The organism is Deinococcus hopiensis KR-140 (assembly GCF_900176165.1).
Lineage (GTDB): Bacteria > Deinococcota > Deinococci > Deinococcales > Deinococcaceae > Deinococcus > Deinococcus hopiensis.
The window spans coordinates 276,260-299,310 of sequence record NZ_FWWU01000006.1; the positions used below are offsets into that span (position 1 = coordinate 276,260).

The window sequence follows — 23,051 nt, forward strand, 5'->3', positions numbered from 1 at the left end:
AAGGAAGGCCGCACGGCAGCAGGTGCGGGCCTGTTGTGCGCGAGGGCAGATCCTGCCGCTGTGGCGGCCGGGCCCGCGCCGATACGCCCCAGCACCTGGCGGGGGGACGGCGCGGAATCGTCTTTGCTCATGAAAACCTCCAGAGGAAAGGCGGGAGAGAAGGCCTGCGGGTCAGTGTGGAGTCAGGCAGGACGTGCGGCCTGAGAACTCCGTAAATGGCCCCTGACCGCCCCTTGGGGGCAAGGTCATGAACGCGCGCTGCTCCCTGCCGCCGCAGTGGCTCCCGATATGGAAAATCCACTTCCATGAGGCCTTTGAAAGCGCGCTGGGCTGTAGGTTCATCCGAAGCCACCGGGAGGACTACCGGCCCGATGTGATGCGCCGGATTCAGGAGGTGCCGGTGGGTGGCGATCACCGCTGGCAAAGGAGGCCGATCTGCAACCGCACGCAGAAGGATGCGCTGCTCGGGCGGCAGGACGTTCAACAGCGCCACAAGCAGCCCTACGGTGCACCACGCCTCCACGCCATGCGGGCTGAAGGTCTGCAGGTCTCCCGTAAGCGAGTCGCTCGCCTCATGCGTTCGTGCGGGCTCCAGGCCAAAGGAAAGCGCCGGTGGGTACGAGCGGCGGACAGCCACCACACCTTCCCTGTGTGCCCCGGTCTGCTCGACCGTCAATTCGAGGTAGAGCAGCCAAATCGGGTGAGGGCGTCCGAGTCTACCCTGCAGCGTCATTCAAACGTTACAGGGGGGGCGTATTTTCGTACCTATGGCTGCGTCCTCAACCGCGTCGCTCCTGCAATGCTTCGCCACGTATTACCGTCCTCACCGCCGTCTCTTCGTTGTGAATTTCGTTTGTGCGGTCGCGTCGGGTCTTCTGGAATTGGCGTTTCCCATAGCCGTTCAGGTGTTTGTTGACCAGGAACGTGAGCTGGAAAGAAGCCTGCTCGCGGTGATAACAGCTCGGACCAGACCTTGACCTGGGCGCGGTACTCCACGGCGTGGAGTCGGATCTCGGGCAGGTCCTGGACCTGCCACGCCAGTTCACCGCTGGCCATCACCGTATCCTGGGCTTGACGACAGTGCCCGGTGGCAGGAAGCGTAACGATCTCGTCATGGTGCTCGGCCATCTTGAGCGTTTTGCCTGGGTGACCCGGTGGAGGGCCAGAAGACCGGCCGGTCTTCTGGCCCTCCCTCTACGGCGTCCAGGGCCTGTCCTGGCTGGGGGGTTGTGCTGTTCAGCTCCAGATGTGCCTTGATCTCCTGCAGCTCGGAGAGCACTTTGGCCAGCTGGGCTTCCACTTTTTTGCAGTTCAGGCAGGTGCCGTCGGAAATGCCCCTACGCTGACTGCTCCGCTCAGGCCCCCGGCTGAGCAGTCACGGGGCAATAAGCATCCCAGACTGACGTACGGATCAGCAACTCGCTTGGAACTCAAACTGGGCTTCGTTTAGCGCAGACGTAAAGCTACTTATATCTATCGCACCCCCCTCCACCGCGTATATAACGACTTCGGGTGAACCTTTGAGCGCACCTGTTGCTTCCAGCCCAGCACTCGTCTTCTGGTATGACTCGGAATTCTGCAGTAGATCGATATCTGCCTGCGACCTCCAGAAGGAACATGCGGCGTGGCGCCCTTCTGGTAGAATAAGAAACAGCACGCCCAGGCATCCGGGCTGTTGAAGGAACATCCATCTCGATTTGTCTTGTCCATAGGACAAGTAAATGGATTCTTTTTCGGCGTGTATCTCTGTGGTCCAGATACGGATAAGCACTACTCCCCCTTGTCGATCTTACTTCCAAATATGTATGGGATTTTGCAGTTGGCGAAAGCGATCCAGCGTTCTGATCTTGTGAAGAGCCCCGCTCCTGCATGGCCAGCACCCATCACGCCCGGTTCTCGCCAATGGCACGAATCGGCTTTCGCGCCGCGCCAACAGCGGAACGCCCTGGTGAGGCGCCGACGATCAGCGTAGACATCACGAAGTGACACCTGCGTGACACCAGGTGCTTTGCACGTTATTGCGACAGCGCGCTGACCTCCATGGCCGTCTTGGTTCCGATCTGGCCCCGATGACAGAGGACGCCGTGGAATTGATTCGTTCTCAGCAAGGTGGTCGTGCTGACCTGCGGTTGCGTTTCAAGAGCGTGCCCTTGGGGAACATTCGGGTGAAGCCCCCATGATACTGAGTTAAGATGAGTTCCGAATATGAGAGCTGCTGCCTTGATTCCGCACCATACATCTAAAGAGCTTGGAGTTGCGTATCGCCAAGCCAAATGTTCTATTGAACGCTCTCGTTGGCGGATTATCTGGCTCAAAAGCAAAGGAAAGTCGATTCCAGATATTGTTGACGCAACCAAATTTTCGCGTATAACGATCAGTACGTTGATTGCTGCTTGCAATGCCAAAGGCGAGCAGGTTCTTCTGGATAAGCGTTAGTTTAATAAGCCTGATACCGCTCTGAAACCAGACCAGCAAGAGGCATTATTTCAGGCTCTTCAGAAACCACCTGAGAGGGGTGGTCTCTGGACCAGCAAGAAAGTCAAGATACACATCCAGGAGCATTTTGGGATTGAAGTAACTGAGATGTGTGCCTGGGGCCACTTGAAAAGACTTGGCTTTACTGTTCAGGTTCCTCGACATACTCGTACGGAGGTGGCTTCTTCCAGAGAACAGGGGGCGTTCATAAAAAAGTCGGGGCGGCGCTGAGCGTTGCTCAGGCCGCCTACCCCGAAAAGCAAGTTCGCCTTTGAGTCCAGCACGAAGGACGTTTTGGCCTTAAACCGGTGTTGAAGCGCCTCTGGGCGCTTCTGGGTAGGCGATCTGCGGTTGCTCAACTCTTCGCTAGATTCCCACCTGCCGATCAAGGGCAGCCCAGTGGAATGGTAATCACCCCCGTCCTCACGCCCTGGCTGGTGCCGGAGCGTGGCGGTGAAGCAACCGCGCGCGGTTTCCTCAACTCCTGATCCGGCTGCCCGGGTGGTGCGTGGACCTGGCCGCCGGGGCAAGTGACGGTCGCGGTGCAGGCGAGTGGGGAGACGCGGCGGCCTTCCGTCCACGACCTGCTGCCGTTCCGGACGTTGCCAGAACTGCCTCAACCCCACCTCCCATTCCCCCAGGCGACCCGGTGCTGACGCGTTTTGTTCGCTACCGTGCCTGGACCAACCACCATCCAGCGAGCAGCGCGAGGAGCAGCGCCGGCAGCAGTCCCAAGGCCAGAATCTGAGAGATCACCCGCTCGTCGACATTTCGGCCGCTCTGCATGTACGTCAGGGCCAACCACCCGGTGAGAGCAGCGCCCGCAAACAGCAGCGCGCCGAACAGGGGACGTGCCCAGGGCAGCGCCCGCCCGATGAGCAGGCCGAGCAAAAACAACGCCACGGTGGTCAGAACGCCGGCCCCGGCCTCTATCAGCGCCAGGACGATGACCATACGGACCTCTCGTGCGCCGCTAGCAGCGCGTGGCCGCAGTCCACGCAGTAGCGGGCCACGGGCGAGGTGATGGCGCAGGCGCAAGCGGGGCACCGCGTCACGTAGGCAGAGCCGTCGTTCGGACAGTGGCGCTCCCGTGAGGCGCGGGGAACCGCACGGTAGCACTGCGGGCACAGAGCGAAGGCCAGTTCCCCTTCCGGCGGTCCCTGAAAAGAACGGCTGGGCGAGCGGGCCATATCAGCGCTGGCCAAGTGCCGTGCCCGTCTTGACCGGGCCGCAGGTGGGCGAGGTACCGCGTAACGTCTTGCCGCCCGCTGGCGCGTAGCCCACGGCAGACGCGGGAGCGGCGTGGATCAGAACAGAGCGGTTCAGGCTGAGGTGCATGGGAAGACTCCTGGGGGAGGGGCGGCGCGGCACTCCAACTTCCGGGAGAAGCCAGGCTCGGCAGACGCGCGCCCACAGAAGAGGAGGACCGCCCGTCTCCCGCTGACGGGCGATACAGACTTTGGTGAAACCGTTTTTTCAAGTGTTCGGTCCAGGCGGGGCGGTAAAGCCCCACAACAAAGCGAGGAGGAAAAAACGGGTTCTGGGAAAGGAGCCCCTTTGCGCAATGCTCAGCGCACGTCGAAGCCAATGCTGGCCGTGGGGCGGGCCGGTACGTTTGCGCCCGGTGCGGGGGCCACGTAGAGGTCGGCGCGGTAGTGCCCCTTCGGCCAGCCTGCCGTGGGCCTGGAGAGTGAGAACGTCAGGGTGTTGTGCACAACGCGCCCACTGGTAACGGGCAGGCCCAGCTTCATGCGGTCAATCTCCGTGTTGGGCGGAACGCCGGCACCCACGGATTCGGCGATCCAGACCACCTGAGCCGCTGCGCCCTTGGTGCCGTTGACATCGGCGAGCACATACACTTTGGGCGTGTCGGTCCGCAACGCCTTGACGGCGGCTCCGCTGGGCGTGGTGGTCACGCGCAGGTTGTTCACACCAGGCGCTCCGGCAAGGGCGGTAGAGAGCATCAGCAGGGCGGGCAGGGGCAGGATGGTTCGCATGGTGGGTCTCCTTGTCGCGGCGAGCGTTTCCCGCCTGATAAGGAGTGTGCCGCCCAGCTGCTCACGGCCCAATGGTAGGAAACGGGGGAAAGGAAACGGGGGGAGAGGGCCGCTTCCCTTACCCCCCCTCTGCCAGAAACTCGGACCAGCTTTCGGGGAGTTCCCCGCCCACTTCGCGCAGCCGTTCCCTGGCCTGTCGGTATACGGCGAGCGCGCCCTTGCGGTTGCCCGCCGCGCGCAGGGCCCGCAGCGTAGCGGCGAGGGCGGCGTCGCTGTACGGCTCGGCCTCCAGCAGCAGGCGGCCAGCGCGAGCAGCGGCGCGGGGATCCGAACTCAGGACCGATTCCACAGCCTCCTGGAGCGCGTCCAGGAGCAGGCCGCGCACCGCCCCGTCCTGGCCGCCACCCAGGTCCTGCAGGTACGTGCCGCGCCACAGGTTGCAGTCGCCCGTGTCCAGGAAATCCACGGCGTCCAGGCGGGCGGGGCCGAGCGCGTAGCCGTCTTCGGTGGTCTGGATTGCCGCTGGCCCAAGCGTTCGGCGCAGGTGGTACACGAGTTGCTGGACCCGTGCCGGCGCTTCCAGATCCTCCTCACCGGGGAAGAGCGCTTCCGCGAGGTCCAGGGCGCTCACGCTGTGACGGCCCCCCAGGCGGGCCTCCACCAGCTGGGCCAGCAGTTCACGGCGCCTGGCTCCGCCCAGGCGCACCTCTTCACCGCCCACCATCAGGCGTAATGGACCAAGGACGTCAATGCGCAGGTCAGGTATGGCGGGCGCACCCCGCAACTCCGCCTGCCCCAGTGCGGGAAAGAGGCGGCGGGCCACGTTGGCAGCGTGGACGTGGCCCGCGGCTTCCAGGCGGATCAGCCGAAGGCGGGCGGTGGACGTGTCGCCCAGAAGCGCGTCGAGGTCCAGAGCGGAGCGGTCCGCTTGCAGGGGGCCTTCCTCCTCACCAATCAGGGCTTCGGCAGACCGCAGCGCCTCTTCCGCCTCTTCCCGCCTCCCCAGCCGCGCGAGGGCCAGACCCCGGACCCACTGCCGCCGCCCCGGACTGGGATCAGGCGCAGGGAGTTCGCCGAGCAGGGTCAGGGCCGCCTCCGCATTGCCCACGCGCGCCTCCGCCAGCGCGGCGAGCCACACGGCTTCTCCCCGCATCAGTTCACCGCCAGCGCGGCGGGCCAGGTTCAGGACCGCGTGTGCCTGGCGCAACGCGCGTTCAGCACCGTGGGGACAGGCGGTTTCGAGGGCGAGGAACACCAGCCCCCGCACGCTGGTGCTCGCCAGGAAGAGGCGGTCTCCCCGCCGCTCCAGTTCGCGCTGTGAGCGGAGCAGCAACTCCTCGGCCTCGCCGTAGCGGCCCAGGTACAGGAGCGTCAGCCCGATTGCGCCCTCCTGCCGGGCCACCCGCCGCCCGTCGCCCAGCCGCTCCAGCATGGCCAGCGACGCGCGGTTGTACCTCAGGGCCTCGGGGTAGCGTCCCGCTGCCGAGTGCAGGTAAGCCGCTTGCGAGGAGGCCAGCTCACGCAAACGGGTCAGGGTCTGCGGTTCGTCCGCCGTGCCCTCACCCAGTACCCCCATCGCCCGTTCCAGCCGCAGCAAGGCCTCAGCGCGGTTGCCCCGGAAAAAGGCCACCCCCACACTTGCGAGCAGCAGGTCGGCGTGTTCAGACACGCCGAGGCCTGGCTGCGCGAGGCGTTCAGAGACCAGGGCTTCAGCCTCCTCCAGGCGGCCAACGCGCATGAGGGAATCGGCCACGCCATACACGTCAGCAGGACTCGCGTGCGCGTGCAATTCGGGGTGCGCGTCCCACAGGGCCAGCGCGCCCGCGGCGTCTTGCCGGGTCACGCGCAGGGTGATGAGGGCGAGGTGCCAGCGGCCGACCACCCGGGCGCGCCACGTTTCGGGCAGCGCGCGCAGGGTCGCCTCCGCCTCCGCCTCGCGGCCGAGTTCCCAGGCAAGTTCGGCACGCAACAGGGCGGCCTCGGCGCGCAGGTCGTCGGGGGCGCTGAAGTCCTCAAAGACGCTGCGGGCCTGCTCCTCTGCCCGCCCGGGGTCATGGGGCCGCCACGCGCGAGCGGCATGCAGGGCCGCTCCAGCCCATTCGTCCGCGGGCAGGAAAGGCAGCCTCGCCGTCCACCAGTGCGCCGCTTCGCGCTCAGCGCCGGCCGCCTGGGCTTCCCCCGCGGCCCGAAACAGCAAGGCCGCCGCCTCTTCCGGGGGCAACTCCGCGCCGGATACGAAGCCGGCGGCTTCGCGCGGCTGCTCCCGGAGCGCGTGCACTCCCCGCTTGGCCATCCCGCGCCGTTCGTGGGCGGTCAGGTCACGCCGCGTCACCTCCGCAAAGAGGGGATGGGCAAAGCCTCCAGAGACCAGCACGCCGCTCGCCTCCAGCTGGGCCCGTACGTGAATGAAGGTGGCGGGAGGCAGGCCGCTGAGGTCTTGCCAGAGCCCCGGCCGCTCCCATTGGCCCGGTCCCAGCAGGCTACCGGCGGCCAGAACTGCGCGCCCCCCGTCGCCCCCGGTCTGAAGCCGCCGGAAGATCAGCGCCTCCACCGTGTCTGGCATGACCTCGCCTCCCGGCGCTCGCCAGTGCCACTGGCGGCCGTCGCTCCACACCCAGCCGCCGCGGGTCAGAAAGCGCAGGTACTCGTTCAGAAAGAGGGGATTGCCGCTCGCGCGGGCCAGAATCCACTGGGCAGCGTCCTCGGGGAGGGTTCCGCCCGCCTCCGCTTCGAGGAGGGCGAGGGCGTCCGGTGGAGCGAGCCCTTCCAGTTTCCAGGCGGCGAAGACTTCCGGGGGACGTGGGCGCGACGTCACGAGGAGCCCTACACCCCTTGAACGGCGCAAGGTGCTCGCCACTTGCGTCCACAAGTCCTGGCGCTCCGGTTCTGCCTGGTGGAGGTCTTCCACCAGCAGCGCCAGTGGAGCGAGGGCGCCCAGTCCTGCTGCCAGAGCGTCCGCAAGGGCCGAGGGGGACGCCGTCTCCCCTGCACGGACCCGCTCCATCACGCCGCGCACCCAGGGGGGACGCTTGCCGCCATCCAGCAACTGGGCCAGGGCCGCGTCTGGGGCCGCCGCCGCAATGAAGCGGGTCCGGCACCCGAGTTCGGCCAGCACCTGCCGCGCGAGGTGTGATTTCCCCACCCCGGCCTCGCCCCATATGGCCTGAGGAGGCACCGTCCGCCGCGACAGCGCGGGCCGCAACCGGGTCAGGAGCGGAGAACGCAGAGGGGAGGCAGGGTCCGTCATAGGCAGGGCAAAGGTGAAGCCAGCATACTCTGACGCGGCTGGGTACCACCGGCGCAGGACGGAGGGCGTGCTGCGCGGCAGGGGCGAGGCCGGGAACATTCAGGGGTGTGGTGGCCGGAAAGGCTGAAGTCCCGGGCGCGTTCCTTTGGGCGGCTGGTGGGATGGCGTCCTCCAGTATTCGGGCCATTGAGGGAGCGGGGGAGCACCTTCAGGCTGGACCTGAACCGGCGCCTCCCCGTCACGCTGCTCTACACACGGCCATCAGCCCCCAGGCGTCACCCGCTTGCCGAAGCATAGGAATTCCGGTTCATCCGTGATGGGATAACGGGGCAACCTGAGCGGACGCGAGCGGTGGGCAGCAGAGGGGGTGTAACGGACTGTCCGGAGACCGCATCAACCCGGCGACGCGCCTTTCTGGGAACGGCTGCACCTCTCTGGAGCATGTGTCAAGAAGAGGACTGCTTTTTGACCGAGCCCCTCGGGCGAACCGGAATGCGCACGGAGGAGAACGGCGGGGGGTGCCCTTCCACGCGCGGCCTGGTTCAGACGAATGCTTTCAAGGCACGCGTGCGCCAACGGTGTGGGCGTGCCTTGAAAGCGAGAACCGCGTGAGACGGGAGGGTGGTGCCCGGCAACCGTGCGGACAGCGCCTGGGCGATGACGCTGAGGTCCGGCCGTTGTTGCCTGGCCCAGTTTCCGCCCTCTTTCTGTGATCCCCAGATCCCGGCCACGGCGTAACGCCAATCTCGGCAGGCGTTCAAGACGGTGTTCGGCGAACCGGCCCCGTGAGCGGCGTGCCAGGCAAGTGGTTCCAGCACGGCTTCCAACACCCAGGTGGAAGGAATACAGGCAAAGACGTCGCCGGGCGGGGGACCCAGCAGTGCCTGACCCAGCGCTCTGCCCGCCGCAAGGTCCAGCAAAAACCAGTGGCTGTCGGTCTACGCAGGGTCCGGCTGCAGGAGGTCCGGTTGTCCACCTCCTGTCTTGAAGTTCATGGCAAATGGGGATGCCGGTGCGCTGGCCCAACGGCGTCGGCCGAATACAGGACGAACTCAAGTTTCCTTGCCGGACAGGGCAACTGCGTGACGCTCAGGAGATGCGCGAGCCTCCGGCACGGCTCGGCAGAAGGCCTGTGCCGGACAATGGCCTGAAGGTCAAGGTCACTGCGGCCGGGTTCATACGCACCGTAAGCGGCAGATCCAAACAAATAGAGCCCCACCAGCTGGGCGTTCAATTCGGTTTTCAGTACAGCTGCAGCTGCATCCAGGTAGGGCTTCACAGTGGCCGCGCTCGCCCTATCCACGCCACCCCTTCTCTTCATAGTTGTTGAGGCGCCTCGCTCAACCCCTTGTGCCCCTGGAGAGGGCCGCACCGCTGGACAGGGTCCTGGGGCGTCCAAGCAAGGTGCAGTCCACGAAGGAGCGAACATTGCCCCAGCTTCACCCTTGCTTCTGGCAACCGCCTGATCTACCGGACATCACCCTCGTTGTCCGCAGTGACCAGGAGACGTCCGGCGTACGTCGCGCCAGGTTCCGCGACGTACTGAACTGTTCCGCGCTGTTTCAGCGTAAGACCAAATGTGCTTATTTCGTGCACAGTATTCCAGCCCGGACGCAGTTGTACATCAAAGGCGTACGCCTCGTGGGTTGCGGGGCAGTTTACGTCTCCCCGAATTGTTCCACCTCCAAGGGTAAAAAAGAACAAGCGCCGGTCGGTCAAGGTCGTGCCGTCCGCCTGACGAACGTCTGTCTGCGCACGCACTTCTGACGCGGTCTCCCCATTCGTGAATTGAAGGGCTGTCAGAGCGGTGTAGGATTCGTCCCGCGTGACGAACAGACGGCTGATGTCGCAGCGTTCTCCCAATTGAGCTCGCCATTCTGACAAGCGGCGTGAAGGTGGCAAAGCCATCATCGATGCTTCGACCCGCGCCGTGACCTCACCATTTGAATTCAGCGTGCCAACATTGTTCACCGTCTTGTTGTTGAACGTAAATGACAAAGAAGTGAGGAGGCCAGGATTGTTTTCCGTCGTGCCCGTGATTGTCAGGGGTCTGGCGTTTGGACCGCCCTGCGGGGTTGTATCGAGAGGATTACAGGCACTCGAAACGACTGCTATGAGAAGTAGAAACGCTCTCTTCATAATGTAGCTCTTCCTCTCGCGGCCTGGCTGGGCTGCCGCAAGGACGTCGGTGCGAAAGTGCGAGAAGCGTGGCGTGCTGGAGAGGCAGGGCCACGGTCTGGGAGAGGCAGAATGCCAGCCCAATGGCAGCGCCTGGAGGAGGCCGCAGGCGTCGCAGCGTGGCTTGCAGTGCCCAAAAGGATGGATGCAGCCCGCCTCCGGTGACCCTCAGGCATCCAAAGGCGGTTTATCGGCGTTTCAACTTCACCTGACCGGAAGCGATACGGGGTTCTATGCGGGACGTCAGGACGCCGGCGAGTTCTCCTCCGTTCAGCCGTCCAGCAAACTCAAGGGTCCGTCCCGCGTAACCGTTCGCACCATACACGGTGAAGTGCACCTCCGAGCCCTGGATTTTACCCGTGACCGCGCCGATGTACTCGTGCCCGTGGCCATGTGGGAATTCGGCGAGCGCTTCGAGTCCACCGCTGAGCTGCCCTCCGTCCTGCGCGAGCTCCACACGAAAGGGGACGCCGGTAGACGTGGGGTACGTTCCCTCCCAGATGCCGCCGAACTGGGCGTTCTCAGGAGAGTTGCTCAGGGGCTGGCACCCCATAAGCAGAGCGCTGAGGGGGAGCGTGACCGCGAGAAAGCGGAACGGTGGCGGGAGAATGTTCCTCATACTTGCACTTTGCCAAGACGAGGGTGACGGAGGGATGACAGCAGCGCTTCCCACGGTGAACGATCCGAGTTGCAGGGCGAGCGGCGCGCAGCCCGTGTGTCAGGTGGGGTCAGTGGCTGCCGAGCGGGCTTACGTCCTGCCTGTCCGGGGGTATTGGTGGCTGAAGCGGAGGACCCCCGGGCGGACGGCAGGCGCTTCACCGCTCGGCAGATTGAACCTGCAGCCCTCACCCCTGTGCTGCGGCATGGGCAGTGGGGGCTTTTTTGTGCAGTTACGGAGAACTTGAAACCCCCTGCCCCACTCTGAATAGAACAGCCAGAGCATATTCTGTTTTCAGGCGCAAGGCAGGAGGCATAGGGCCTTGCACCTGCCAGAGCACAAATGAGAGATGGGAACGTCGGGGTCTCACAGACCACGCCGTTTACATTCCCGCTATCGCCGCCAAAACCAAGGGACCCGTGGTGGCCGGACGGCCCTACCACATCACGAGGTTCAGGACTCCGGCGCCAAGGGCCGCTGCGATTTCTGCGGCCGCGATCACCAGGCGGGCAAACGAGTGTTCCTCCGGGCAGCAGACGGTGACGGTATCCATCACGCGGATACATCACGCTCAGAAGGGTGCCTGGGCGTCACCGAGAGTGCCCTGAACCGGGAGACGAAAGGTCATCAGAACATCGCACTGAGAATTGGCAAGATTGCGGGCAAGACGTCTCAGAACGAGAACCAGATGATTGGGGAGTTCACTCCAGGTGCATCTGCAGTCCGTGCGGAAGGACTCCTTGGAGGACCGTGCAGACGACGAGGGTAAAGACCGCGGGCCCAACCCCGGCAACGTCGTGACACTCACCTACAGGAGTGCGGCGTTCTGGAGGCCCGATCAACGAAAGGCTGTGTATGACCTCTGGTTGAAGCATTGGGCGGCTGGTGGCCGCCGGTTCCTGCTGACATTTCCGGCACGTTAAGTCGAGGGCTGTAAGGCCTGATTCCAAACACGCCCTCCTTGCGCTGGCTTCGGCCGCTGGCAGGGAGGGCGCTTTTTTGCTTTCGCCGTGTAGGAGTTGTGGCAAGGGGAAGAAAACTCGACTTGGTGGCTCAGCTGTGACGGTCGCTTCGCGTGGGGCCTTGAGGACTTTGGACCACCAGGCGAGCTGTTCGAGCAGGGCCTGCACGCTGGGCTGAATGTGCGCCATGTCCTCCAGCACCGCGCCCTGCTGCCACGCCCCAGAGAAGTCCGAAGCCATGATGTGCACACCACTGCGGATGGGGGCCATCTGGAGTTCCACGGCGATCTGACGCAGTTGCTCAATGGCACGGGCTGCACCGACTGAGCCGTACGCGACGGAGGTGGCGGGCTTCTTGTTCCACTCGGGGTAGACGTAATCCAGCGCGTTTTTCAGCGCGCCGGTGGGGCATGGTTGTACTCAGCGGTGATAAACACGTGCCCGTCGAACTCGGCGAGCTTCTGCTGCCACTGGACACCGACAGGATTCTGGGTGGAGGCCCAGGCGTTTGAGGCGACCTCACCGAAGAAGGGCAGGGGAAAGTCGCGCAGGTCCACCACTTGAAAGTCCAGGTCCGTGCGGGTCCTGGCGATGTTGTAGAACCACTGGGTGGACTTGCCGGCGAAGCGGGTGACGGGGGTGCCGCTGGTGATGAATCGCGATCTTGGGGTTCGTCCCGATGGGCTCCTGAACAGGTAAGAGGGCGGTGGGCTGGCCGTACAACTGGTGGAGCCGCCGCGGGAGACCGGGTTTAGGATCAGTCACTTCGGTAAGGATGGAATATCGAAGTTTCCTTTGGAACAGATACAGTCCTATCCTTCCTCTATCTATGCGGCGAACGTAATTCAGAACGATGGGGGACAGCCAGCTTTGAGGTCAGATGGCAGACTTTTTCGAGTACTCTGGTAGAGAGGCGTAACTTCCCAGTGCGAAGGAGGTTCTCGCGCTGGGAAGTTACGGAAAAATTTCTGCCGCCTCCGAAGTTTTCTCTCGACAATTCGAAAGCCAGACTTCCCTGCCTACGACGGCATGTTGGGCATCCTCCAGAACGAATTTATTCTTCCTCGGCTTTCGCGGTAGCTTTGCGGTTATGCCAAGTCCCTTTGATTACGTTTATATACTGAGGAGTTACAGACCCGTGTACCCACAAGATTTTCCTCCAGAGGATCTGCAGCTGGAAGTGGACATTGTATTTAGCAGGCATGACCTGAAACTTGACATTTTACGCTCAAAGTGCCGATTGGATTATCCTGTACCTGCCATCATTCACTTGCACGGTGGAGCGTGGATTATGTTCGGTAAATGGGCCGTGGATAATGTCTTCCTGGCCCGGGAAGGGTATTTAACCGTTAGTATTGATTATCGTCTCGCCGGTGAAGCACTCTTCCCAGCACAGATTCATGACGTCAAAACTGCTGTACGTTGGCTTCGGAAGCATGCCACCCAACTGGGAATTGATGCGGCACGAACCGGTGTATGGGGCATCAGCGCAGGAGCCCACTTGGCCGGTCTGTTGGGTACTTCCGCAGGTGTAAGCGAGCTTGAGGGAAGTGATGGAGGGTGGGCGGAAGAGGATTCTTCGGTTCAAGCAGTTGGAAGCGTATGTGGCCCTATGGAGTTGGCTGAACCATCATGGAAGCATGAAGAGGGGCCGTTCCCGTTATTTGGAAAACCGATAGACGAGGCTGTAGATCAAGCTGTGTTGGCCAGCCCGATCACTTACATTTCACCCCGGACGCCGCCGTTCGCTTTCATACATGGACGCCAAGATAAAGTCGTTCCCGTACTTCAATCCCAGCTGATGCATCAACGCTTACTTAAAGCAGGTGGATTAACTGAATTGCATATTTTGGAAGGTGGGCATGAAATCAATATGACCCATACTGCGGAAATGCAGCGCCACTTGAGCAACTTCTTTAAAAATTCCCTGAGGGGTTAACCCTTCAGTCCAGATACCTGCCACACGCTGAATAGCTACTTACTGCATAGATATCAACACCCGGTCGCACTCCTTGTGCGTCTTTGCACTGAACATAGCCAGCCCACCGTGACAGTCAGGTGGCACCACCGGTCCCCTATTCGTGCGGGAGAGGCGCTGACCAGCGCGGCGAACGCGGCACCGCCCATCAGCTGGAGGCCGTTCAAAAACAGCGTGCCGCAGACAACGGCGTCGGTGCCGCCCTCAGGTCTCCCATCAGGTTCGCCTCAAGCCGGCGTTTTGGCACGTGCGCCGTGAGCCCAGCGTCCCTGGAGCCGGCCCTGCCTCCATCCCTGGTCCACCCATGGTCAGCGCCCGGCACAAGGAATTCCTCGTGCCGGCGCGGCGTCGTCAGCGTTGGAGATCAGCGGGTGAGACTGCCGGCCAGAACAGGGCCATATCCAGCCGGTCGACGAAGGCGGCGCCGACAAGCACGGCCTGCTGGATATGGCCTTTATGAATGAACCCCAACGTTTCGTCCGGTTTGTTGCCCCGGGGCCGTTTGGGAACACCTGCAACTCAACCCGGCTGACGTGCTGCTTGGTGTCCACCCATGAGAAAAGCTGCTGAGGAAGGCGTTGTCCGGTGCCTTGCCCGCGGTGAGTAGGGGGCGCCGACATTCCCAAGACACCACCATGGGCCAGTTGGGGCCGACGATGCCGCTGAAAATTCAGACATGCCAACAATTCATGCTCCGGCGGCCGCCACCAGCCGCGTGTCCCCGGCGCCTGTGACTTCTGCTGGATAAAAGCGAGCTCGTCGGCAGGTGAGAGCGTGCGGTGGTTGAGGAACAGGGCAGGCAGAGCTGCTCCGCGAAAAGAGAGTTGGCATAGCCTGCCAGGCGCCCAGCGTCGTCAAGGGACGCGGCGCGCACCGTGACTTCTTCCATTCGTGGCTCCTCCAGGAAGGGTCAGGCCGCGCGACCCTCCGATTGTCTCTGGCGCGGTGGTCTTCTCCCCCGTTGCTCTGAGCCTGCAGGCAGCATTCACCTTCGCCCGCAGACCCAGACAACCGAAACCGTGAAGGGATCAGCGTTTAGGGATCACGGCGCAGTAGGCGCGGCTTCACTTGGAAAAAGCCTCTTGAACCGCTGTCATCAATGGATCGCGCGCACCTTCAGCCGCGCCTGGAAGGTAACCTTCGTTGATGTTCCAGATGATGGCCCCGCCCAGGCCCGCCGTCCGGACGTAGTCGGCTTTCAGCGCGATGCTCTGGGCATCTTCGTATGACACGAACTGGCAGCCTTTCGGTCCGGCAGGCGCCGCGGAGCTGAGATACGGCACCTGCGCGCCGGCATCCCAGTTTCTGGTCATCGCCCCGTACTGCGTCACGATGTTCGTGTAGCTCAGGGCGTTATCGTCGGCGATCAGTTTCATCGAGCTTGAGCTTTGCCTGGGGCCGGTGACACCGGAGTAACAGCTGCCGAAGAAGCCAATCCCGATGCCGAGCTTCTGGGGCGGCACCCCAGCGGCGCGGTAGGCGTTGACGCTTGCTTCGAGGCTGCTCGGGGTGGTTGGCGCCGCGCCGCGCAAGGCGCTGGAGTGCCATGACTGCCACCCTCCCCACACGCCGTTCATGGCGTAACTCATGATGTTGATGCGGTCGAAAAGGCCGGCGAGGTCTGCGTGGTAAGGTTTGGCATCCGCCGGGAAGTTGGCATTTACCCAGGCCACTGGCAGCGTCAGGAGCAGGCTGGACCGCTGCTGCTTGAGCGTTTGTGCCAGCGCTTTGAGCGGCGCGGCGTCAATCGCCTGGATCGGTTCCCAATCCAGGTCGATGCCGTCAAATCCGTAGGTGTCGACGAGATTGAGGAGGTTGGCCGCGAACCGGGCGCGGTTGGCCTCTGAGGCGGCCAGGGTGAATGCCGTGTGGGTTCCAGCGCCGCCGACCATCAGCAGCGCCCGCTTGCCGTTCGCGTGTGCCCCGCTGACCGCAGCCTTCGCCCAGAGCGGTCCGGACACCGCGCCGATATCGAAGTGGGTGTTCAGTGATCCGTCGCTGTTGGGCGTGACCCGCCCGACGACCAGATGGGTGAGCGCCGACCATTTCACAGCGTCCAGAGGGTACTGGTTACGCAGGTAGCCCACGTAATACCCCATGACCCAACGGCCATCTCCTGCGGGCAGCGGTGCGGGCGTCGGTTCCGAGGGATCCGTGGGGGCTGGGCCTCCGGTTGGCACGCCATTGACGGTGAAGGCGCCGGGCGCCGCGTTGGGGGTACCGCTCGGATACCTGGCATTAAATCCAAAACTGACCGTGCCGCCGGTCGGTATGGAAGCGTTATAGCCGGCATTGCGGACCGTCACGGTTTTCCCTGTTTGCGTGACACTGCCGTTCCAGAGTGAGGTGATCACCTGGTCACCTGCATACTGCCAGATCACGCTCCAGCCGTTGATGGCGGGACCATGATTGGTGAGCTGCACGGTGGCCGAGAATCCTGATTTCCAGTCGCTGCTGACCGTGTATTTCACCTCGAGGGCAGAAGTGCTGGCCAGGGTTTGGAGCGGCGCCGTGTAGGTGACCCGCGTGGGTGCCGGAGAGCCCTGATTGCATCCAGCAAGGGTCAGGAGAAGAAAAGGGGTGATACAGGCGAATACCCGGGACATAGCAACCTCCCGCTCGGTCGGCACTTGACCGCCAAGCCAGGACATAAGGCGTGGTCCGCCGGAGCGGACCGAAAGACATCAACCACCTGCGTCTTTGTCGTCAACTCATCTTATGCAGCACTTCTCCCATGTCACCGACGGCAGTGTAGAGGAAAAACTGCGGCTGGGTAGCCACGGATGCATCCCACGCCCACTGCTCAGCGCCTCCGGGACGGGGCGCCTACTGCTGGTGATGAGGTGCGCTGTTCTTGCACCCGAGGACAAGCGGCTTCTGGGAAAGACTCCAGCTGGTGGAGCCTCTCCGCCTGGCGAGGTGCCAGGTGGCATGGCCCTGAGTGGAAGGCGCCCCATCACGCTTCTCCCTGCCCGGATGAGGGTGAGGCCCGAAGGTGGCGGTGCATCCGCGTTGGACCGCGGGCACACAGCAGAGTGGTCACGGCGTAGGCCGCGCCCCTTCGTGCTCACGAGGAGCGCCATTGACATGGGAATGCAGCGCTTTTGGGTGCTCACACTGGGCCAGGGAGTCTTGCAGTCCGAGCGGGTGCATTTCGTGTCACCCAGGCGTCATGACCAGCGTGATCTGGTGGGTGCGGCAAGTGGAACACTCACTTGCCGGTTCTCCTCACGCTTCAGCTGATCCCCTGAAGCGTCTTCTTCCTGCTCACACGTCACCCATCCTGCCAGCTCAAGGGGATCCTGGCAGGGTGTTTTCCCAGGTCTGCTGGGCGGCCGCGACTTGTTCCAGGGCCTGGGCATTAGGCGCTGAACGCAGGGCAGGCGAGGACATCGGCAGACTGTTCTGGGATGTCGTGACCGCTTCGCGTGCTGCCACAGGCCGTGATTTCAGCACCGCAGAGACCCCCAGGCACTCACCAGGGCACTTACCCAGGGCTACACCGGCACCTCCAATCCCGAGAACCTGGACGGGTGAGCTCAGGCACCCCCCCATCGCCCTGGCACGCAGCTGGGTGCCCGAGTCCCCCGGGCAGCTGACTTGGACCTTGGGTTTCCCGGGTGATCGGAAGGAGGAACTCGGCCGTGCCGAGGCCGTCTCCCACGCGGCGATGCGCCCGTCCTTTAAAAAAACGTCCTTCAAGCCGCATCTTCACGGGCGCTTCGTCATTCCACCCCAGCACAACGGAGCGTGCGTCCATTCAACGGTCACCTGATCTGAAGACCAGCGGAAATCCCTTGATAAACTGCCTTCCTATGCCACACGGGTCAGTCTGGCAGTTCCATATGCTTGGACATCACCGCTTGCTCTCCCCAGACGGAGAAACCAGGCGGTGCGAGCGTAAACCGCTGGCTGTGCTGTCGTTTCTGGCATTGGAAGGGCCCACTTCACGTTCCCGTATGGCGGGCCTCCTGTGGCCGGAGACGCAAGAGGGCACGGCGCGCAACAACCTCGTGCAGCTGCTGCGCAGAATGAAGCAGACCTACGGGGAGAATCTCGTCCGGTTGTCCGATCCGCTGGAGTTGGGTCCACAGGTGCGGGTCGAACTTCCCCTGTGGTTCGCAGGGACCGCTGTCGGCGCAGACGCGTCGCCGCTCCTCGCTGGCGACCTCCTGGACGACGTGGATTTTGACGGCATGCCAGATCTGGAAGACTGGCTGTTGGCCCAGCGGGAACGGGTGGACGCGGCGCGGACAGCCGCGCTTGTGAAGGCCGCTCAACAGTTTGAGGCCGAGGCGCAGTGGGCGGAAGCCATCGGGGTCACCCAGGCGCTGCTTGCCCAGAACGCCCTGTCAGAAGACCATTACCGCCGGTTGATGCGCTTGCAGTACCTCAGCAATGACCGTACGGCGGCACTCCAAACCTACCAGCGGTGCCGGCAGATGCTCTGGCAGGAGCTTAGGGTTGAACCGATGCCCGTCACCACGATTCTCGCTCAGGAGATCGAAAAAGGCAGCGTTGATCTGCGCCCTCAACCGAAAGCGGTCCAGTTGCCTTTGGCCGTTCAGCGCCCTCCGGTGCTGGTCGGCCGGTCCGCCGCCTGGCAGGCCCTTGAAGAAGGCTGGCGCCGGGGTCAGTTCATCGTGCTGGCCGGCGTCCCTGGTGTCGGGAAGTCACGCCTGATGCACGACTTTGTGGCGGCGAAAGGAAAGGCGCTTCGGATAGAAGCGAGGCCTGGGGATATGCTGGTGCCTTATTCCACAACAGCCCGGAATCTTCAGGCGATCCTGGTGGCAAATCCGCATTACCGTCTGAACGCGTGGCAGCGGCGGGCCCTGGCGCCACTCCTTCCGCAGTATCTGGAAGACGGCGATCTGGACCTGCCGAACGAAATGCCTTTAAATGCAGTGATTCAGGACATTTTCCAGATGGGCGTCCGGGACGTTGAGGCCATTGTCTATGAAGATATGCAGTATGCCGATCTGGCTTCGATCGAAGCGGGACTGATCTACATCTCAAGTGCCTTTCCATTGGGCAGGGCCAGCGGCATTCCGCACATGCTCTGCACGGTCCGCACCGATGAACTGAATGCCGGTACGGCGGAAGTTTTCCGTCAGATGACCCTGGATGGTCTGGCGGTCCAGATCGAGCTTCCAGCGCTGGGCGAACACGACGTTTCCACCCTGCTGCGGCAGTTGGATGTCCCCCTGGGGGAAGGCATCGAGCGCCGCCTGGTTCAGTTCGCGGGCGGAAACCCCTTGTACCTGTTGGAGACGGTTCGCAACCTGATTGAAAACGGCACGTCCCTGCAGCGCCTGCCGGACCGCTTGCCAGTTCCGGAAAGGGTCTCCCAAATCATTGAGCGCCGTCTGGGGCGGCTCTCTACGGGCGCGCTCAATACTGCCCGGGCCGCGAGCATCCTGCAGAGCGACTTCTCCATTGAGTTGGTCTCCGAGGTGCTGGGCGCCCCCTTGTTTGATGTGGCCCGTCACTGGGAGGAGCTTGAAGCGGCGCAGATCATGACTGGCGGTCACTTCGCCCATGACCTGATTTACGAAGCGATTCTGATGGGTATTCCCGACCCTGTCTTGCGGCTTTTTCACCGCAGCGCTGCGCGCGCGCTGCTCCGGAGCGGGGCCTCAAAGGCGCGCATTGCCATTCACTGGCACCAGGGGGGCGTGCTGAACGAAGCCGCGCCTCTGTATGTCGAAGCGGCGCAGGAAGCGTTCCGCTTGACGCGCTTGCAGGAGGCTCGGCATTTCATCGAGCTCGCCGCGCAGCTGTTCTCCGATCAGCGTGATCGCGACCAGGCGAACACCGTTCGCCGAATGGGCGAGGCCCTGATGGGCACGGGAGCTGTCCCTCAGCCCTAACGCTTTCCCCGGCCAGAGGATGCACAACGGCTGGGCAGGAGAACCGCGCGCCGCACTCCGGCCTGTCTACCACCAACGCAAGGTCCAGATCTCGCGTCAAGCGGAGAGAACCGCATTCCTGGTTCGCATTGATGCCCTTCCGGAAGCGGGGGTGGTCTTCACCCCCGCAGGAGAGCCGGTTGTGAAGCAGCGGGGACGGATGAGGCAATCCCTGGGGCGCGACCTCGCGCTGCGATGTCAGAAGCGCCGGGACAAGGCGCGACGCTTCCTCCACGAAGAAGGGGTAGCCCTTGGCAGCAATCAGGCCGAGCGTGACTTCCGAACGGTGAGCGTGAAGCGCAAGATCTCCGGTGGTTTTCGTTCTGTTGGAGGTGGGAAAAACGTGGTTACCCACCACGGGAATAGACCTTGCAGTGGGGAGTTACCCTGGTTTTTCGCAGTTCGGACAGGCGTCGTCGCAGATGCCCCTACTCTACCCGCTCATCCAAATCCAGGCCCCCTGCTGGGCAGTGACGGAGAATTTCCATTGCCCTCACCGTAGATACGGCCAGCTTTGAACGTACCCGGCGTCCCCACGGCGCGCCATCACATCCAGGCCTTTGGTGCCCGCGCCACGCCGGTGGTGCCAGGAACAGGCAGCGGAAGGACGTGAAGGGCAGTGGCTTCTGGACCGGTGGACGGCGCGTCGATCAGTAATGCGCGCAGCATCCTCTCTTTCTGGGCGGTTGTGCCCAGCAGTCTGACCGCAGGTGCCGGGCTCGAACGTTGCTGTGCGCCGGGACAGGCGCCACGGGTCAACGTGGCTGTGAGGGGAGGTTCGGTGCCTGAGGGGCCAGGTACAGCTGATCGATGCCGGGTTGTGAGACGTGCAGCACTGCGTACTGCACGTCATCTTCGTTGGGCACAACGTCCGTCCAGAGGGTGAAGTGGACGATTTCCCAGGCCTGTGGATCAAAGGCAACGGCCGTGGCGTACACCTGGGAGAGGGCGGCGCGCTCCAAGGCCTGAGCGAGATGACGGTCCAGAACGCCGTGCAGTTCATCGTCGGGAGGGATGCGGTCGGTGCGCCGGGAGGCCGCGACAGGCTGCTGCGTGGCCGCTTGACCCGGCAGATACTGAAGGCCGATGTACCGGCGCACGGCCGGCCGGCCGAAGGAGCCCGAAAGTCCCTTGAAGCCTTCGCCCAGCAGGAACTGACTGATCCCGTCGGGATTGGCCCAGAGGTAGAAAGGGGCGTACTGGTGAATGGTGGAGCCCTGCTCGCCGCGGAAACGAACGCAGTAGGCTTTCAGACCCAGCCCCGGAAATTGGTCGGTGGCGTGCCCTTTGGTCGCGACGCGGTGACGGATGATCTGCATGTCGTAGTCGGCAGGCAGCGTGAATTCATATTGCATGGCGTGCATGGTCGTGCTCCTTGGTTTAGCGGGGGAGCAGGTGGTCGTCACCGTCGGCGACGTGCGCGAGCCACTGCGTGGCTTGTGATGCGGCCGCTGGTTGAACGGCCAGGTGCTGCATCAGGCTGTCGGGCGCGGCGCCATGCCAGTGTTCCTCGCCGGCCTGGACAATGAAGGTGTCGCCCTGATTCATGACCTGAGGGGTTTCGCCTTTGCGCCGCAGGAGGCCGCGGCCGAGCGTGACCACCAGGATCTGCTCGTGAGGGTGGATATGCCACGCTGTCCGGGCGCCGGGCGTGAAGGTCACCCGTAGGATTTTCGTCTCGATGTCCGGGGCGTCCGGGGTAAGCGCGTCCACCCACACCTGACCGGTGAAGAGCGCTGCTGGCCCTGGCGCTGTGGTTAAGTCGCTGACTTTCCGGCTGTACATCAGGCCTCCTGAAGGTGTCCCGGTACCGGTGCTGACCCGAGCATCTGGGCGACGCCGCATCCGAATGACCAGTCTTCCGCGGTGTTCATCGTGATCGTCACCATCACGTCCTCGGGGCGTAACCCCAGGGAATCGGACAGTTTCTGAGTCAGGCACCGGTAGAACGAGGTCTTGGTGGTGGTCGAGCGGGCGCGTCCAGCGGTGATGCCGATAAAGACCTGATTGCGGCTGCGCTGGATGCCGAGGTACTGGGCGTCGAAGTAAAATTCACTTTCCATGTGCTGATGGATGACCTGAAAGCGGTCATCTGGCGGGACCTCGAACGCTTCGACAAGTGCCTCGTGGACACTGTCTGCGAGTTGTTTGAGGTACGCCGGGGATTTGCCCTGGAGCAGCGAGAGGCGAACAAACGGCATAGGGTGGCCCTCCTTGGAAGCTGGAAGCGCGGATGCGCCGATACGCTGATGGTATGGCGCAGAGATCTTGCGGTCTATCGCAAGTTCTTGCAGGTATTGTTCTAAAAAGTAGAACGTTAGGGGTTGGCCGCCATCCAACGGCAAGCCCCAGCGCCGGGCAGACCAAACCACGGGGCGGCTCACCTCTTGGCGGGGAACTGCCCGCCCCTGGTACCTGGCCGTTGCGCTTAGGGGCGTGACAGCTGCAAACCAGCAGGGGAGAGGGCAGAGGTGCGCCGCTCCGCCGCCTCACCGGGGCCGCGGGTGGGAGGCTACACTCCTCCTCGGCGCAAGTGCAGCGGCGGACGAACAGGCACACCGTTTCGTTTTATAGAACGGTCCCTTCTCAAAAAAGGGATGGACCGGACCTCAACCCATCACTACACTGCCTGTGGAATTCCGCATTCGGAAGCGCTGGGCGACCAGCCGGTTGCGTCGCCGGACAATCCAGCGCTGCTCATCTGCATCACAGTGTCTGAAAGGATCAGGCAAGGGAGAGTCATGGAACAGGATCACGTGCACGCCAGTGTTGTGAACGCCTTTACGATGAATGGCGCGGGAGGCAATCCTGCTGGGGTGGTTTTGGACGCAGGTCGGCTGACCAGAGCCCAGAAACAAAGCGTTGCAGCAAAAATGGGGCTCTCGGAAACCGCGTTTGTTTCTCCTTCCGCAACGGCTGACTTTAAACTGGAATTCTTCACCCCCACGCGCCAGATCGCGCATTGTGGGCACGCAACGATCGCAACGTTCTCCCTCCTGGCGCAACAAGGGCAGCTGCGTGGGCAGACGAGTTCGAAAGAGACCATCGATGGACGGCGCGAAATCATGCTGGATGGTGACCGCGTGTACATGCAGCAGTTGGCGCCGAAATTCACGCCGCTGGGTGAAACTTCCGTGACGCTGCCGCAGGTGTTGGGGGCCTTGGGGCTCACGCCCGACGAGTTGCTTTCCGGCGCCGCGCCCCTGGTGGTCAATACCGGAAACGCCTTCCTGGTGATCGGGGTGAACTCAAATGCCGTGTTGGCCGGGCTGCAACCCGATATGGAGAAGATCGGCGAAATCAGTGACGCGCTGCAGCTGATCGGCGTCTATGCGTTCGCACCAGCCGTGCAGAATCCCAACCATCACGCTGACGCGCGGATGTTCGCGCCGCTCTACGGCATTCCTGAGGAGGCGGCCACAGGAATGGCCGCGGGACCACTGGGAGCGTACCTCCATCAGATTCTGGGCGTGCAGGCCAACCCCATATTGATTGGCCAGGGGGCCCACATGACGCCCCCCTCGCCCAGCGAACTCGAAGTGCACCTTTCTGTAGCGCCGGGCGTCATCACCGCCGTCACCGTTGGAGGACGGGCCACAAAGCGGGAAAGCCGTGACTTCCGCCTCAGCGAACTCTGATGCAGT

General features: G+C 63.1%; 20 protein-coding genes and 1 pseudogene. 7 read left to right on the forward strand and 14 right to left on the reverse strand.

Annotated elements, in window-relative coordinates; genetic code table 11:
* Positions 1 to 376: 376 nt before the first annotated feature.
* The 3 genes from B9A95_RS36905 to B9A95_RS36910 all read left to right on the forward strand — a co-directional run bounded on the left by B9A95_RS36905 (position 377) and on the right by B9A95_RS36910 (position 2,706).
* The gene (locus B9A95_RS36905) at positions 377 to 916 is read left to right on the forward strand and encodes an IS3 family transposase (RefSeq protein ID WP_425429924.1); all 540 of its coding nucleotides are present in this window, start codon (positions 377 to 379) and stop codon (positions 914 to 916) included.
* 1,289 nt (positions 917 to 2,205) lie between these two features.
* Complete coding sequence (locus B9A95_RS31810; RefSeq protein ID WP_139806583.1) at positions 2,206 to 2,436, forward strand: helix-turn-helix domain-containing protein; 231 nt, start codon at positions 2,206 to 2,208, stop codon at positions 2,434 to 2,436.
* Positions 2,437 to 2,457: 21 nt separating this feature from the next.
* Positions 2,458 to 2,706 (forward strand): helix-turn-helix domain-containing protein, encoded by a 249-nt coding sequence (locus tag B9A95_RS36910; RefSeq protein ID WP_084046386.1) that lies wholly within the window; start codon positions 2,458 to 2,460, stop codon positions 2,704 to 2,706.
* 438 nt (positions 2,707 to 3,144) lie between these two features.
* On the opposite strand, the gene B9A95_RS07980 is transcribed toward B9A95_RS36910, so the two are convergent.
* The 8 genes and pseudogenes from B9A95_RS07980 to B9A95_RS36915 all read right to left on the reverse strand — a co-directional run bounded on the left by B9A95_RS07980 (position 3,145) and on the right by B9A95_RS36915 (position 12,278).
* Complete coding sequence (locus B9A95_RS07980; RefSeq protein WP_084046387.1) at positions 3,145 to 3,429, reverse strand: hypothetical protein; 285 nt, start codon at positions 3,427 to 3,429, stop codon at positions 3,145 to 3,147.
* A 237-nt stretch (positions 3,430 to 3,666) separates the two neighbouring features.
* Entirely contained in the window at positions 3,667 to 3,813 is a 147-nt protein-coding gene (locus tag B9A95_RS33430) for a hypothetical protein (protein ID WP_170928515.1), read from the reverse strand.
* A 230-nt stretch (positions 3,814 to 4,043) separates the two neighbouring features.
* Positions 4,044 to 4,472, reverse strand: coding sequence for a hypothetical protein (locus B9A95_RS07985; protein ID WP_084046388.1), 429 nt, complete (start codon positions 4,470 to 4,472; stop codon positions 4,044 to 4,046).
* 118 nt (positions 4,473 to 4,590) lie between these two features.
* The gene (locus tag B9A95_RS07990; protein WP_170928516.1) at positions 4,591 to 7,719 is read right to left on the reverse strand and encodes an ATP-binding protein; all 3,129 of its coding nucleotides are present in this window, start codon (positions 7,717 to 7,719) and stop codon (positions 4,591 to 4,593) included.
* A gap of 542 nt (positions 7,720 to 8,261) precedes the next feature.
* Positions 8,262 to 8,639 carry an aminoglycoside adenylyltransferase domain-containing protein gene (locus tag B9A95_RS07995; protein WP_084046390.1) on the reverse strand — a complete coding sequence of 126 codons (378 nt, stop codon included), beginning with the start codon at positions 8,637 to 8,639 and terminating at the stop codon, positions 8,262 to 8,264.
* Positions 8,640 to 9,186: 547 nt separating this feature from the next.
* Positions 9,187 to 9,717 carry a hypothetical protein gene (locus tag B9A95_RS08000; protein WP_139806585.1) on the reverse strand — a complete coding sequence of 177 codons (531 nt, stop codon included), beginning with the start codon at positions 9,715 to 9,717 and terminating at the stop codon, positions 9,187 to 9,189.
* 367 nt (positions 9,718 to 10,084) lie between these two features.
* Entirely contained in the window at positions 10,085 to 10,516 is a 432-nt protein-coding gene (locus tag B9A95_RS08005; protein WP_084046392.1) for a hypothetical protein, read from the reverse strand.
* 740 nt (positions 10,517 to 11,256) lie between these two features.
* Positions 11,257 to 12,278 (reverse strand): annotated as a pseudogene (locus B9A95_RS36915) (NADPH-dependent FMN reductase).
* Between the two features lie 377 nt (positions 12,279 to 12,655).
* Here B9A95_RS36915 and B9A95_RS08015 point away from each other — a divergent pair.
* Positions 12,656 to 13,456: an alpha/beta hydrolase gene (locus B9A95_RS08015; RefSeq protein WP_139806586.1), complete on the forward strand. Its 801-nt coding sequence runs from the start codon at positions 12,656 to 12,658 to the stop codon at positions 13,454 to 13,456.
* 347 nt (positions 13,457 to 13,803) lie between these two features.
* Here B9A95_RS08015 and B9A95_RS36920 read toward each other — a convergent pair whose 3' ends face one another.
* Positions 13,804 to 14,298 (reverse strand): GNAT family N-acetyltransferase, encoded by a 495-nt coding sequence (locus B9A95_RS36920; RefSeq protein ID WP_425429925.1) that lies wholly within the window; start codon positions 14,296 to 14,298, stop codon positions 13,804 to 13,806.
* A gap of 261 nt (positions 14,299 to 14,559) precedes the next feature.
* The gene (locus B9A95_RS08020; protein ID WP_170928518.1) at positions 14,560 to 16,101 is read right to left on the reverse strand and encodes a glycosyl hydrolase family 18 protein; all 1,542 of its coding nucleotides are present in this window, start codon (positions 16,099 to 16,101) and stop codon (positions 14,560 to 14,562) included.
* Positions 16,102 to 17,454: 1,353 nt separating this feature from the next.
* On the opposite strand from B9A95_RS08020, the gene B9A95_RS08025 reads away from it, so the two are divergent.
* Both B9A95_RS08025 and B9A95_RS36925 read left to right on the forward strand, forming a co-directional pair.
* Positions 17,455 to 19,368: an ATP-binding protein gene (locus tag B9A95_RS08025; protein WP_170928519.1), complete on the forward strand. Its 1,914-nt coding sequence runs from the start codon at positions 17,455 to 17,457 to the stop codon at positions 19,366 to 19,368.
* A gap of 199 nt (positions 19,369 to 19,567) precedes the next feature.
* Positions 19,568 to 19,909: an IS66 family transposase gene (locus B9A95_RS36925; RefSeq protein WP_170928520.1), complete on the forward strand. Its 342-nt coding sequence runs from the start codon at positions 19,568 to 19,570 to the stop codon at positions 19,907 to 19,909.
* A gap of 44 nt (positions 19,910 to 19,953) precedes the next feature.
* On the opposite strand, the gene B9A95_RS36140 is transcribed toward B9A95_RS36925, so the two are convergent.
* From B9A95_RS36140 to B9A95_RS08045, 4 genes are all read right to left on the reverse strand, one after another.
* Positions 19,954 to 20,076, reverse strand: coding sequence for a hypothetical protein (locus B9A95_RS36140; RefSeq protein ID WP_281255829.1), 123 nt, complete (start codon positions 20,074 to 20,076; stop codon positions 19,954 to 19,956).
* An 86-nt stretch (positions 20,077 to 20,162) separates the two neighbouring features.
* Positions 20,163 to 20,771: a DUF4865 family protein gene (locus B9A95_RS08035; protein ID WP_084046397.1), complete on the reverse strand. Its 609-nt coding sequence runs from the start codon at positions 20,769 to 20,771 to the stop codon at positions 20,163 to 20,165.
* Positions 20,772 to 20,787: 16 nt separating this feature from the next.
* Positions 20,788 to 21,192 (reverse strand): cupin domain-containing protein, encoded by a 405-nt coding sequence (locus B9A95_RS08040; RefSeq protein ID WP_084046398.1) that lies wholly within the window; start codon positions 21,190 to 21,192, stop codon positions 20,788 to 20,790.
* Positions 21,192 to 21,608, reverse strand: a complete 417-nt coding sequence (locus B9A95_RS08045) for a tautomerase family protein (RefSeq protein WP_084046399.1) — start codon at positions 21,606 to 21,608, stop codon at positions 21,192 to 21,194. Before B9A95_RS08045 ends, B9A95_RS08040 begins: the two co-directional genes overlap by 1 nt.
* A gap of 540 nt (positions 21,609 to 22,148) precedes the next feature.
* On the opposite strand from B9A95_RS08045, the gene B9A95_RS08050 reads away from it, so the two are divergent.
* Positions 22,149 to 23,045, forward strand: coding sequence for a PhzF family phenazine biosynthesis protein (locus B9A95_RS08050; protein ID WP_084046400.1), 897 nt, complete (start codon positions 22,149 to 22,151; stop codon positions 23,043 to 23,045).
* The last annotated feature ends 6 nt before the right edge of the window (positions 23,046 to 23,051 follow it).